At 69.1% G+C, this 12,186-nt stretch carries 15 protein-coding genes; 4 read left to right on the top strand and 11 right to left on the bottom strand.

The features are described from left to right. The first annotated feature begins 277 nt into the window (after nucleotides 1–277). The gene (locus tag KVS71_RS02490) at nucleotides 278–580 is read left to right on the top strand and encodes a hypothetical protein (protein ID WP_217583552.1); all 303 of its coding nucleotides are present in this window, start codon (nucleotides 278–280) and stop codon (nucleotides 578–580) included. 352 nt (nucleotides 581–932) lie between these two features. Here KVS71_RS02490 and KVS71_RS02485 read toward each other — a convergent pair whose 3' ends face one another. From KVS71_RS02485 to rpsF, 6 genes are all read right to left on the bottom strand, one after another. Continuing rightward, the gene (locus tag KVS71_RS02485; RefSeq protein ID WP_217583550.1) at nucleotides 933–1,298 is read right to left on the bottom strand and encodes a cupin domain-containing protein; all 366 of its coding nucleotides are present in this window, start codon (nucleotides 1,296–1,298) and stop codon (nucleotides 933–935) included. A 10-nt stretch (nucleotides 1,299–1,308) separates the two neighbouring features. Beyond that, nucleotides 1,309–3,450: a CapA family protein gene (locus KVS71_RS02480; RefSeq protein ID WP_217583542.1), complete on the bottom strand. Its 2,142-nt coding sequence runs from the start codon at nucleotides 3,448–3,450 to the stop codon at nucleotides 1,309–1,311. 140 nt (nucleotides 3,451–3,590) lie between these two features. Then, entirely contained in the window at nucleotides 3,591–4,043 is a 453-nt protein-coding gene (gene rplI / locus KVS71_RS02475; RefSeq protein WP_105950679.1) for a 50S ribosomal protein L9, read from the bottom strand. An 11-nt stretch (nucleotides 4,044–4,054) separates the two neighbouring features. Beyond that, complete coding sequence (rpsR, locus tag KVS71_RS02470) at nucleotides 4,055–4,309, bottom strand: 30S ribosomal protein S18 (protein ID WP_017203799.1); 255 nt, start codon at nucleotides 4,307–4,309, stop codon at nucleotides 4,055–4,057. A gap of 71 nt (nucleotides 4,310–4,380) precedes the next feature. Next, nucleotides 4,381–4,884: a single-stranded DNA-binding protein gene (locus KVS71_RS02465; protein ID WP_025102815.1), complete on the bottom strand. Its 504-nt coding sequence runs from the start codon at nucleotides 4,882–4,884 to the stop codon at nucleotides 4,381–4,383. 5 nt (nucleotides 4,885–4,889) lie between these two features. Beyond that, nucleotides 4,890–5,258, bottom strand: a complete 369-nt coding sequence (rpsF, locus tag KVS71_RS02460; protein WP_021201450.1) for a 30S ribosomal protein S6 — start codon at nucleotides 5,256–5,258, stop codon at nucleotides 4,890–4,892. Between the two features lie 225 nt (nucleotides 5,259–5,483). On the opposite strand from rpsF, the gene KVS71_RS02455 reads away from it, so the two are divergent. The 3 genes from KVS71_RS02455 (at nucleotide 5,484) to KVS71_RS02445 (ending at nucleotide 6,888) form a co-directional block, all read left to right on the top strand. Next, nucleotides 5,484–6,188, top strand: a complete 705-nt coding sequence (locus tag KVS71_RS02455) for a hypothetical protein (RefSeq protein WP_231919541.1) — start codon at nucleotides 5,484–5,486, stop codon at nucleotides 6,186–6,188. An 88-nt stretch (nucleotides 6,189–6,276) separates the two neighbouring features. Beyond that, complete coding sequence (locus tag KVS71_RS02450) at nucleotides 6,277–6,507, top strand: DUF2283 domain-containing protein (protein WP_060922052.1); 231 nt, start codon at nucleotides 6,277–6,279, stop codon at nucleotides 6,505–6,507. Between the two features lie 174 nt (nucleotides 6,508–6,681). Then, nucleotides 6,682–6,888, top strand: coding sequence for a hypothetical protein (locus KVS71_RS02445; RefSeq protein ID WP_105950682.1), 207 nt, complete (start codon nucleotides 6,682–6,684; stop codon nucleotides 6,886–6,888). 31 nt (nucleotides 6,889–6,919) lie between these two features. Here KVS71_RS02445 and KVS71_RS02440 read toward each other — a convergent pair whose 3' ends face one another. The 5 genes from KVS71_RS02440 to KVS71_RS02420 are packed head-to-tail and all read right to left on the bottom strand — an operon-like array spanning nucleotide 6,920 to nucleotide 12,127. Beyond that, complete coding sequence (locus tag KVS71_RS02440; RefSeq protein WP_217583540.1) at nucleotides 6,920–7,759, bottom strand: ATP-binding cassette domain-containing protein; 840 nt, start codon at nucleotides 7,757–7,759, stop codon at nucleotides 6,920–6,922. Beyond that, entirely contained in the window at nucleotides 7,752–8,567 is an 816-nt protein-coding gene (locus KVS71_RS02435) for an ABC transporter ATP-binding protein (RefSeq protein WP_062765819.1), read from the bottom strand. Before KVS71_RS02435 ends, KVS71_RS02440 begins: the two co-directional genes overlap by 8 nt. Beyond that, a complete protein-coding gene (locus KVS71_RS02430) occupies nucleotides 8,564–9,475 on the bottom strand; it encodes an ABC transporter permease (protein ID WP_217583538.1) in 912 nt (303 codons plus the stop codon). The genes KVS71_RS02435 and KVS71_RS02430 overlap by 4 nt, the downstream gene beginning before the upstream one ends. Then, on the bottom strand, nucleotides 9,472–10,533 hold the full coding sequence (locus KVS71_RS02425; protein WP_058631931.1) for an ABC transporter permease: 1,062 nt from the start codon (nucleotides 10,531–10,533) through the stop codon (nucleotides 9,472–9,474). The genes KVS71_RS02430 and KVS71_RS02425 overlap by 4 nt, the downstream gene beginning before the upstream one ends. 10 nt (nucleotides 10,534–10,543) lie before the next feature. Then, nucleotides 10,544–12,127, bottom strand: coding sequence for an ABC transporter substrate-binding protein (locus tag KVS71_RS02420; RefSeq protein WP_217583531.1), 1,584 nt, complete (start codon nucleotides 12,125–12,127; stop codon nucleotides 10,544–10,546). Nucleotides 12,128–12,186: the final 59 nt, after the last annotated feature.

Raw genomic sequence — 12,186 nt, 5'->3', positions numbered from 1 at the left:
CTCTGCCGAGCGTGACCGCCGCGCAAACGGCGGATGCCCCGTGGTCCCCCCACCGCGGGGCATCCGTGCGCCCGTTCGGCGAGGCGCAGCTTCGTCACGTCGTCCTCGATGGAAACGCCGACAGCAGCCGCTGCATCTGCCCTCCCGAGTGGTGCCGGAAGCCGTGAGTCCGGCTGTTCCTCGGAAAAACAGATCAGAGAATCATCAACGCCTACCCTGGTCGACAGTGCTCAGGACTCAACTTGGTCCGCTAGCCAGCCCGCCCACGAAGGACACCATGATGTCTCGACGCCTTTTGCGCCTATCGCCGGATTACGGAAACATCCTCCCCGTTTGGGAGGAGACACCAGGTTTCGAGGCAGGTGACCTCGATCCCGAAGATTCAGGGCTCTCGGACGGTCTCGTACAGGAGCTCCTCGCATGGAACAGCCGTTGGGAAGATTTTCTGTACTCGAGCATGCCCGAAGACGAGTTGGAGAAACAACGCGACGCGTGGGAGAGAGAAGGCCGCAGCCTCGCCAAACGCATCGAACTCGAACTCGGCCGCGAGATCGACGTACACGTCACCTATAAGCCTTGAGCTCGCGATACTGCTCACGGGCGCGCGGCGGGGGTCGGTCCGCCTGGCCGCGCAACCCTGGATGCCATCAATCGCAACGTCCAAGGCGATCTGTTGCTGCAAGTCAGAGCCGCCGGGGCACCAACCGGGACCCTACCGATACTCGGGATCGCCGCCTGGTGGTCGAGGACTGACTCAATGGACGATCCTCGCCCCCGCCGGTGCGCGGCAGCGTCCGCACGTGCGGTGCAGCCCTCGCTGCGCTTCCTCTGCCGAGCGTGACCGCCGCGCAAACGGCGGATGCCCCGTGGTCCCCCCACCGCGGGGCATCCGTGCGCCCGTTCTGCGGACGCACGGGACGCGATGCGGGGGCTTAGCCGAGCTCCTGGAGATCTGCCGTCATGTCGCCGCCTGCGTCTCCGGTGTTGACCGTGCCCTTCGGCTCGAAGAGGATCGCGTGCACCTCTTCCTCGGCTTTCGGGCAGTGCTCGACGCCCCGGGGCACCACGAACACGTCGTTCGGGTTCAGGATGACGTCGCGGTCGCGGAGCTGGATCGTCAGGCGTCCGCTCACCACGAAGAACAGCTCGTCGGTCTCGGGATGCGTGTGCCAGACGAACTCGCCCTGCAGCTTCACGACCTTGACGTCGTAGTCGTTGACGCTCGTCAGCCGGTGCGGCTGCCAATGCTCGTGGATGGTGGACAGGGCCTCGTGCACATTGCGAACGTCGTCCGTCATGGCCAGCAGCCTATCCTCCGCCCGGGGCGATCGATCCGTCGGCGTCGATGACGGCGGCACTGCCCGGGAAGTCCCGCCGCCCGCGCTCGTCCATCAGTGCGCCTGCGCGACCGGTCGGATCGGGCGCCGGGGCACCGACTTCTGCGTCAAGACGGACGGACCGGATCTGTCCGCCGAGGAAGGTGCCGTCCGCACCGAGACGGACCGACAGGTAGGCGCCGAAACGGGTCTCCTCCTCCGCCCCGAAGATGCCCCCTCCCGCGAAGTTGCCCAGGCTGTACGCGATGAGGCGGCCGCGGTAGAACTCCGCACCCCGGACGACGTGCGGGCCGTGCCCGACCACCAGATCGGCGCCGGCGTCGACGGCCGCGTGCGCGAACGCCTGCGGATCGCCCCGGTTCTCCCCGAAGCTGAGCTCGGTCCCCCCGGTGACCGCGTCGGCCTCCGGTCCCTCGGCGCCCATGTGCGCGTGGACGACGACGAGGTCGGCCTGTTCCGCCGCCGCACGCACGACCTGACCGACGTGACGGAGGTCGGTGACCCGGTTGAATCCCCCATACGGCGCGAAGCCGACCAGGGCCACGGTGGTCTCCCCCACCCTCGTCACGACGACCTCGTTCCGGTCCCCGACGGCGTCCATGCCCTCCGCGCGCAGAACGGCCCTCGTCTCGTCGACGCCCTCCCGGCCGAAGTCGTGACTGTGGTTGTTCGCCTGATTGAGCACGTCGAAGCCGCGCAGCGCCGTAGCGGCATCCGGCTCGCTGCGGAACGCGAGGCAGTGGTCGCTCCCGGCGCACTTGTCGACGCCGGTGTCCGCCGCGATCACCTGCTCCAGGTTGCCGGTGACGATGTCCTCGGTGAACCAGGGGCGCACCTCGTCGAAGGTCGATCGTCCGCGATCCGCCGGGATCCCGCGAGACGCGTCGTACAGCAGGATGTCGCCCACGGCGCCGATGCTGACCTCTCCCGCGAGGGTGCCGGCGCGGTCGGCGATCGCGGCGGGGCGGGCGGGGATCGCCGCCGCCGCGCTGACGGCGAGGCCGACCCCCACCAGGGTCAGCACCGCGACCGGTGTCCGCCAGGGGACTCTGCGAGGAGCACCGCCGGCCGCGGTCCGCCGACGAGGCAGATCCCACAGCCAGGTGAGTCCGTCGCGAGCGGTGAGGCGATCGAGGCCGATGCACGCGGCGACAAGACCCGCCGTGAGCACGACCGGGAGCAGGACAGCCGCGAGCAGCTGCACGGCCTGCCCCGCGTCGGACAGCACCCCCACGAGCGCGGCGTCGGCAAGGGCCAGCAGCGGCATGTGCAGGAGGTAGATGGGCAGTGTCCGGACGCCGAGCGCCTGCAGGCCCCGCCCCACCAGAGGGAGGCCCGCGAGGATCGGAGCGACCGCGATTCCCATCGCCACCCCGAGGACGGACACCGCCGGCCACACCCCCGGAACGGTCTCCGTGCCCGTCACGCGCATGACGGCGTAGGCGGCGAGATACCCGAGGGTCAGCGCCCCGGCGGGGGCCGGTCGTGGTTTCGCGGTGAAGCGACGGATGCGCGGCGCGAGGTACGCACCTCCGAGGAAGAAGAAGAGGTTGTAGAGGAGCGATCCGCGGTTGCTCACCACGTCGACCAGTCCGGCGGCCACCGCCACCGAGAGCATGCCGGAGCCCACCAACAGGACGCCGCGCGGCAGTCGGTGCAGGCCCTTCGCGACGACGAAGTACAGCGCGAGCGCGTAGAGGTACCAGGTGTTCGGCGGGCTGATCGTCACCCCCTCCACGAACGCGGAGACGCTCCGCGGCACGAACGTCGGGAAGTCCGGGAATGCCCGCATGGCGGCGGCGTGGATGAGGCTCCACAGCAGATACAGATACAGGAAGCGGACCACGCGGGGACGGAACACGGCCGCCCAGGGCCGGGCCAAGGCTGCCGAGGCGAAGTACCCCGACAGGAACAGGAACAGCGGCATGAGGAACGGCCAGATGAGGTCGCTCGCGAGGCCCCAGGCCCCGGGAAGGGGGATGCCGAGCCGCCAGTCGACCTGCAGGTAGGTCTTCAGCACGACGTGCCAGAACACCACGAGGACGATCAGCAGCCCCTTCGCGGCATCGCCCCAGGGCGCTCTGGATGTCGGGAAGGGGGGTGGTGTCGCCATGGAATCGAGCCAACAGCACTGCATGTTGCGTCGGCGTATGAGAAATGTCGCCTGATCCTCACCGCGTCCGGATGCACGAACGCCCCCTGTCCCGGAGGACAGGGGGCGTTCCGTTCGACAGGCGTGGCCCGTCGGGTGCCTTACTTCGCGGCGACGACCTGCAGCGTGATGACGGCAGTGACGTCCTCGTGCAGACGCACGGTCGCCTCGTGCTCACCGGTCGCCTTGATGGGCGAGGTGATGTGCACCTTGCGCTTGTCGATCGAGCCGAGGCCCGCAGCCGTGACGGCCTCTGCGACGTCGGCGGTCTTCACCGAGCCGAACAGACGGCCTTCCTTGCCGGCCTTCACCGCGAGACGCACCTTGGTGCCCTCGAGGGTGTTCTTCAGGGCCACAGCCTCGTCGCGGTCGTGGATCGCGCGTGCCTGACGCGCGGCCTGGATCGAAGCGACCTGCTTTTCGCCACCACGGGTCCACGCCGTAGCGAAGCCCTGGGGGATGAGGTAGTTGCGGGCGTACCCGTTCTTGACCTCGACCACGTCACCGGCGCTACCCAGCCCGGCGACCTCGTTCGTGAGAATCAGCTTTGCCATCTCAGTACCCCTTACCGGCCGGCGCCAGCGTAGGGCAGGAGCGCCATCTCGCGCGCGTTCTTGATCGCGGTGGCGATCAGACGCTGCTCCTGCACCGACACACCGGTGATGCGACGGGCGCGGATCTTGCCACGCTCCGAGACGAACTTGCGGAGGGTGGCGACATCCTTGTAATCGATGACGCCGACCCGGATGGACTTCGCGGGGGCGGCGTTCTTCGCGCCCTTCCGCGGCTTGCGGCGGTCGCCGCTCGACTTTCCAGCCATTGCTTTTCCTTAGTGATGAGCGGGGTGCGGCCCTTCGACAAGCTCAGGGACCCACCCGTGAAGAAGTGTTTTCAGAAGGGGGTGTCGTCGCCGAAGCTGCCCGGAGTGCTCCAGGCATCGGCGCTGGTCGACGAGCCGGGAGTGGACCACGGCTCCTCCGACACCTGCTGCTGCTGCGCGGGACGGGACTGTCCCCCGCCGCCACCGCCCGAGGCCGCACGGGTGACCTGCGCGGTCGCGTACCGGAGCGAGGGGCCGATCTCGTCGACCTCCAGCTCGATCGCGGTGCGCTGGTTGCCCTCGCGGTCCTGGTAGGAACGCTGGCGCAGACGACCCTGCGCGATCACGCGCATGCCCTTGGTGAGCGAGCCCGCCACGTGCTCGGCGAACTCACGCCACACCGAGGCGCGGAGGAACAGCGCTTCGCCGTCCTTCCACTCGTTCGCGGCACGGTCGAAGTTGCGAGGCGTCGATGCGATGGTGAAGTTCGCCACCGGCAGCCCGTTCTGCGTGTAGCGCAGCTCGGGGTCGGCGGTGAGGTTGCCCACCACGGTGATGACGGTTTCGCCGGCCATGAGACTTAGGCCTTCGCAGCCTTGGCGGCCTTGCGGGCAGCCTTCTCTTCGGAGCGCTTGGCCTCGGAAGCGATCATCGCCTGAGCCTCTTCGGCGCGGAGCACCTTGGTGCGCATGATCTGCTCGTTCAGCTTGAGCTGACGGTCGAGCTCCTGCGTGGCGGCGCTGGTCGCGGTGAAGTTGACGACGGCGTAGATGCCCTCGGTCTTCTTCTGGATCTCGTAGGCGAGACGGCGCTTGCCCCAGATGTCGACGTTCTCGATAGAGCCACCATCGTTGGTGATGACCTTCAGGAACTTGTCGAGCGTCGGGGCGACCTGGCGCTCGTCGATCTCGGGGGTCAGAATGACCATGAGTTCGTACTGGTGCGTCACTTACCCACCTCCTTCGGACTAGAACGGCTCTCGGGGATTTCCCGGGAGCAGGAGGGTGTGTGCACGTGCCCGCCCGTGGAATCCCGAATGGACGCCGCAAGGCAGACAACCTCGACAGTCTAGCGGAGTTTCCTCGGAACCGCCTCCCGCACATCCGCTCCGTCCTTGGCATGCTGGAGGGCGTGCCTGATGACGGTCATCGGCACTGACCTGGAGGGGGGCGCCATGCGCGTCAACAAGTGGGGGGTCGGCGTCGTGCTCGCCGCCGCCGTCATGCTCACCGGATGCTCGGCGGGAGCGTCGGACAAGCCGGCCGAGTCGAAGCCGAGCGGGGCCGCATCGCAGGAGGCCGAAGCGCCGTCCTCCGACTGCCCCGAACTGGCCGACGGCGCCACCGTCGACGGCTCGGCCCTCGGCGCCTGCATCGCCGAGGCCATGACCGACACCGCCGGCTATGCCGCCAAGACCGTCGTGATGGGCATGGAGTCCACCACGCGCTTCAACCCGTCCGAGAAGGCGCTGGAGTCGCTCTCGCCGATGGGCTCGATCGTCGCGATCGGCGACGACGTCTGGGTGAAGTCGCCGTCGAGCGACTGGCAGACCGCCGACCCGTCGTCGAGCGACCCCATCATCGCCGGCCTCAGCACCACCGCGAAGGACGTCACCGCGATGGACCCCGCCGAGACGGCGAAGGCCATCACGGGCGAGTTCACCGTGACCGGCACCGGCGAGCGCCTCGGCCAGAAGGTCTACCTCGTCAGCGGCACCGTCGAGCAGGCGGGCACGCCGGTCGAGGTCGTGTTCGAGGTCACCGACGACTACGTCAACCTCGCCTCGACCAGCTCCGCGACCGTGCAGGGACAGTCGGTCGACGTCGCCCTAGAGATCACCGAGTGGGACGTGAAGCAGGACATCGTCGCGCCGCTCTGATCGCACGGGACACGCGAAGGGCCGGAGCGCACGCTCCGGCCCTTCGCCGTCACCACGACGGTGGCGGAGGAACGAACGGAGGCCGTCGATGCACCTCAGATATGACCCAGAAGCGGATGCCGCCTACCTCCCGGTCGGGCGCGAGCTCCACGCGGGTGAATCCGTCGCGCAGGTACCGGAGATACGCAACCCGCACGGAGCAGGGGAGATCATCCTCGATTTCGACGCCGACGGGCATCTTCTCGGCGTCGAGATCCTCCAGGCGTCGAAGCTCCTCCGGGCCGAAGACCTCGATCGGGCCCGACGCACCACGGTGTAGATCGCCGCGCCCTCGACCGCAATGTAACATTACAGCGCACGAATGCGGCGGGTACTCGTGGGAGGAGCCAGTCTCAGTTGATCGGCTGCTCGCGTAGCGGGAAGGGCGTCCGGCTCCGCCAGTGGGCCGGCATCATCACCGGATGCTACTCCCAATGAACGAGAGGACCGGATCATGACGCTCCACTCAGGACGATGGATCGCCTCCGCGACCCTGCTGATCGTGGCCATCGCTGTGCTCATCCTGCGTATGCAGGGTCTCATCAGCGACACCGCCAGTTCGATACTGATGGCGGCGCTGCTGGCGATCGCCATCGCCGTCGGGATCGCGATGTCGATCCGACGCCACCGGCGGTCGCGGTCACGCACGCACTCCGACTGACGGAGCACCGGATCGGCTTCGTCGTGCCCGTCTAGTAGGCGACGGGAGGCACCTCGGCCCAGACCGCGCGGTCGTCGGCGGAGGGGGCATCGGGGATTCGGCCGGTGCCGTCGGGCTCCGGGATCGCGGCGAGCAGCGCCTGCGTGTAGGGGTGCCGCGGCGCCGCCCAGAGCTCGTCGGTCGGCCCGGATTCGAGCACCGTCCCGCCGAACATCACGAACGTGCGGTCGGCGATGCGGCGCACGACGGCGAGGTCGTGGGAGATGAAGAGCATCCCCGCGCCGGACTCGGCCACGAGATCCCGCATGAGTCCCGCGACACTCGTCTGGGTGGAGGCGTCGAGGGCGGAGATGGGCTCGTCGGCGACGAGCAGCGACGGCCGCGCCGCGAGCGCTCGGGCGATCGCGATGCGCTGCTTCTGGCCGCCGGAGAACTGATGCGGGAAGCGGGTGCGCACCTCGGCGGGCAGTCCGACCCGCTCCAGCCACTCCTCCACGGTGGAACCGGCGGCACCGCGCGCACGGGCGGTCGCGATGCCGTCGGAGATCTGGTCGCCGATCCGCCGGCGCGGATTCAGCGAGGTCGCCGGGTCCTGGAAGACCATCTGGATGCCCGTGAGCGCCGTGTCACGACGACGGATCCCCAGCGGCGCGACGGGGGCGCCGCGGAACGACACCGTCCCGGCGGCGGCCTTCTCGATGCCCACGACGGCGCGGGCCAGGCTCGACTTGCCACTGCCGGACTCGCCCACGAGGGCGACCGTCTCTCCCGCCGCGACACTCAGCGAGACGCCGTTCACCGCGATCACGGGCGGGGTGCCCGGGTACCGCACCACCACGTCACGCGCGTCGAGGACGCTGACCTCACTCATCCGCGGCCTCCTCGGGGCTCTCGTCGATGCGCGACCCTGGGAGGGCCGCGAGCAGCATGCGGGTGTACTCGTGCTGCGGGGCGCGGAAGAGCGTCTCCCGATCGGCGAGCTCGACGATGCGGCCGTCCTTCATGACGGCGACCGTGTCCGCGATCGCACTCATCACGCCCAGGTCGTGGGTCACGAGCAGGACGGCGAGATTCCGCTCGATCGCGAGGTCGCGCAGGAGCTTCAGGATGCCGGCCTGCACCGTCACGTCGAGGGCGGTCGTCGGCTCATCCGCGAGCAGCACCTCCGGGTCGCACGCGAGGGCGCACGCGATCGCGATGCGCTGCCGCTGTCCGCCGGAGAACTGGTGCGGATACCGCTTCAACGCCTCGGCCGGGTTCGGCACCTGGACGGTCTGGAGCAGTTCCACCGCCCGCTCGCGCGCAGCGGCGCCTTTGAGGCCGAGGTGCACGCGCATGTGATCGGTGAGCTGCCGACCGACCGGCAGCTGCGGGTGCAGCGAGGCCGACGGGTCCTGGAAGACCATCGCGATGCGCTTCCCGCGGACGCGGTTGAGACCGCGTCGGTTACGACCGACGAGCTCCTCCCCCGCGAGCAGGATCGAGCCGCCGGTCTTCGCCTGTCGCGGCAGGAGGCCGAGCACCGCCAGGGAGGTGAGCGTCTTGCCGGAGCCGGACTCCCCCGCGAGGCCGTGGATGCGCCCTGGTTCGAGCTCCAGGGACACGCCCTTCACGAGCGGACGGCCGATGTCGATCGTGAGGTCGCGGATGCTCAGCGTCGCCGTGCTCTGCGCGGTCATGCGGGCACCCCCGTCGCGGAGGCGGTGTGCTCCGCCTGCTTCTCGTGTGTGATCTCGGCGGTTGGGTCGAGCACGTCGCGCATCGCGTCGCCGAGGAAGTTGAACGCGAGCACCACGGTGAGGATCGCGAGGCCGGGGAATACTCCGAGCCACCAGGCGTCGAAGTTCTGCATCGCCCCGGAGATCATGGACCCCCACTCCGCCGTCGGCGGCTGCGCGCCGAGACCGAGGAAGGAGAGTCCCGAGAGGAGCAGGATCGCCGCGCCGATGTCGAGCGTCGCGAGCACGAGGACCGGGCCGGCGATGTTCGGCAGGATGTCGACGAAGAGCGTGCGCAGCGGCGAGTGGCCGAGCAGGCGGCCCGCGATCACATAGTTCTGCCCGCGGAGACCGAGCACGATGCTGCGGGTGACGCGGGCGTACTGCGGCCACGAGACCACGATCGCGGCGATGACGGCGTTGAACAGCGAGGGGCCGAGCGACGCCGCGACCACCATGGCGAGGATCACGGTCGGGAAGGCCATGAAGAGGTCAGTGATGCGCATGAGCGTCTCGTCGACGGCGCGACCGAAGTAGCCGGCGACCGCACCGACGAGGGTGCCGATGATAAGGGCGGCGATCACGAGCATGAGCGCGAGCGGCAGACTCACCGTCGCGCCGGTCATCAGCCGGGAGAAGATGTCGCGACCGTTGCCGTCGGTACCGAGGATCGTATCGATGCCCGGCGGCTGCAGACGGGGCAGCACCTGCGCGTTCGGCGGGTAGGGCACCCACCACTGCGCGGTGAAGGCGACGATGATCCACGCACCGGCGATGACGGTACCGATGATGCCGAGCGGGGTGCGCCAGGCGCGCGGCCAGCGGAAGCGGAAGCGTCCGGCGGGGGTCACTGCGGCGATGCGGCTCATGCGATCCTCACTCTCGGGTCGAGCACGCCGTAGAGCAGGTCCACGATGAAGTTGATGAGGAGGTAGATGACACCGACCACGAGACCCACGCCCATGATGCCGGGCAGGTCGAGGTTCGCGGCGGAGTTGTAAGCGTAGGTGCCCAGCCCCGGCCAGGCGAACACCGACTCGACGAGCACCGTTCCGGAGAGCAGGGCCCCGAACGCGACACCCACCACGGTGAGGATCGGCAGCGAGGCGCCCCGGAGCACGTAGTCGAGGATGACGCGCATCGCCGGCAGACCCTTGGCACGGGCCGCGCGCACGTAGTCGCTGCCGAGGACCTCGAGCACCGACGTGCGGATGAAGCGGGTGAGCAGTCCGATGGTCACGAGCGAGAGCACCATGACCGGCAGCGCGAGGTGCGCGAGGGCGTCGAAGAAGCCCACCGCGTCGCCGTTCAGGAGGTAGTCGACCGTGTAGAGCCCGGTCACGCGGGGAGGCGGGGTGATCGACGGCGAGATGCGTCCGGAGCCCGGGGCGATGCGCAGCTCCAGGAAGAACACGTAGAAGCTGACCAGCGCGAGCCAGAAGGTCGGGACGCTGAGCCCGACGAGCGTGACGACGCGGATGACCTGGTCGGTGACGAGTCCGCGGCGGTACGCGGCGAGGGTGCCGAGCACGATGCTGACCGCGAGGCTGACGATGATCGCGCCGATGGCGATCTCGATCGTCGCGGGCACGGCGGTGGCGAGGTCGCTGGTGACCGGGCGTCCGGTCACCAGCGACGTGCCGAGGTCCCCGCGGAGCAGGTTCCCCATATAGATGAAGTACTGCACGAACAGTGGCTGGTCGAGTCCGTTCGCCTTGATGAACGCCTCGCGGGTCGCGGGGTTCTGCGACGCGCCCTCACCGAGCGCGGCCGAGACCGGGTCTCCCGGCACCAGGTTGGTGAGCGCGAACGTGACGATGGTCACGCCCACCAACAGGAGCAGAGAGGTCCCGGCCCGCCGCAGCAGGTATCCGACGAGAGGCGAGCGGCGCCGCTGCGCCTGCCTCTGCACGGCCACTGTCGTCATGACGATCCGTTCAGCCGGCCGGCTGGATCTCGGCGATGTCCATCTCCCACACGGAGTTGTAGACGGCGCCGGACACGCTGGAGGCGGAGGAGATGTTGCGACCGGGGACGATCAGCGGCACGAACGGGCCCTCGGCCTGCATGGCCTCGGCGAACTCGGTGAAGGCCTCGGTGCGCTGCTCGGCGTCGGTCGCGGCGGCCGCACCGGCGGCGATGCCCGCGATCTCCGGGTTGGCCTCGGCCGCCCAGCCGGCGCGGAGGCCGACCTTCAGACCCGGGGCGAAGGGCAGGAAGTTCGCGGAGTCGGCGTAGTCCGGACCCCAGAACCACAGGCCGAAGCCCTCGGTGCCGTTGACGTACGCGTCGAGCTCGGTCGCGAACGGTGCCGGAGCGAGGTCGACCGCGATGCCGGCGTCCTCGAGCTGCGCCTGGATGCGCTCGGCGAGCGGGGTGAACTCCACGCCGCCGACCGGGTAGTCGTTCGGGAACTGGAGCTTGAGGGTCTGACCGGTGTATCCGGCCTCCTTCAGCGCGGCCTTCGCCTTGTCGAGGTCCTGCTCCACGCCGCTGTCGAGGGCACCCTCGAAGCCGGGCGGGATGACGCCGGTCGCCTGGACCGCACCGGCACCGGCGAGCTCGAGCAGCGCGTCGTAGTCGAGCGCGTAGCGGATGGCCTCCGCGATCTTCACGTTCGCGAGGTCGCCGCCGGCCTCGCCCTGGTTGAGCAGCAGGAAGATGGTCTGGCCGGAAGGCACCGAGTCGACGCTGATGTCGTCGCCGAGACCGGCGACCTGGTCGCCGTTGAGGTCCATCGCGACCATCGAGTCGCCGCCCTTGAGGTTGGCGAGCTGGGTCGCGCTCTCCGAGACGTTGCGCACGACGACGCGGCTGTAGGCCGACTCCTCGTCGCCGTTGTACTCGTCGTTGCGGGCGAGCACGACCTGCGAGCTGAGGTCGAGGGTGTCCAGCACGAACGGGCCGGATCCGGCGGACTCGCCGTCGAGGAAGCCCTGGGCGCTGTCGGAGCCGTCGGTGCTCCCGCCGTTCTCCATGACGACGTCGGCATTGACGATGCCGAGCGCCGGGTTCGCGAGGATCGCGGGGAGCTGCAGCAGCGGCGTCTCCGAGGTGAACCGGATGGTCTTGTCGTCGACCTCTTCGATCCTCAGGCCGCCGAGCAGGAAGTTGGGCTTGGCGTCTTCCATCCCCTGGATGCGCTGCAGCGAGAACACAACGTCCTTCGCCTCGATGGGCGAGCCGTCGGAGAACACTCGGTCGCCTTCGAGCGTGAAGGTGAACTCGGTCGCCTCGTCGTTCTGCTCCCACGACGCCAGGCCGGGGACCGGAGTGGACACGTCGGAGCCCTCGAAGTCGACGAGGGTCTCGTACAGCGCCTTCGCGATCATGTTGCCGGTCGGGTCGTACGTGTGACCCGGGTCGGTGGTCTCGATGGAGAACGCGGTGTCGATGACGAGGGAGTCGGACCCCTGGGACGACTCGGAGTTGTTCGCGGAGTTCCCCCCCGAGCAACCTGCGAGCGCCAGGAGCGCGACGGCTCCGAGTGCGATGACCGGCGTGATACGGCGTGACGACATCAGGGCCTCCAAGGGCGAGGAGTACATTCGGGTGCGGCCGCCACCGATGTGGACGACCG

This window comes from Microbacterium sp. GbtcB4 (assembly GCF_019091465.1).
GTDB lineage: Bacteria > Actinomycetota > Actinomycetes > Actinomycetales > Microbacteriaceae > Microbacterium > Microbacterium paraoxydans.
The sequence above is the reverse complement of the archived record's forward strand: the minus strand, read 5'-3'. Positions and strand labels throughout refer to the sequence as shown.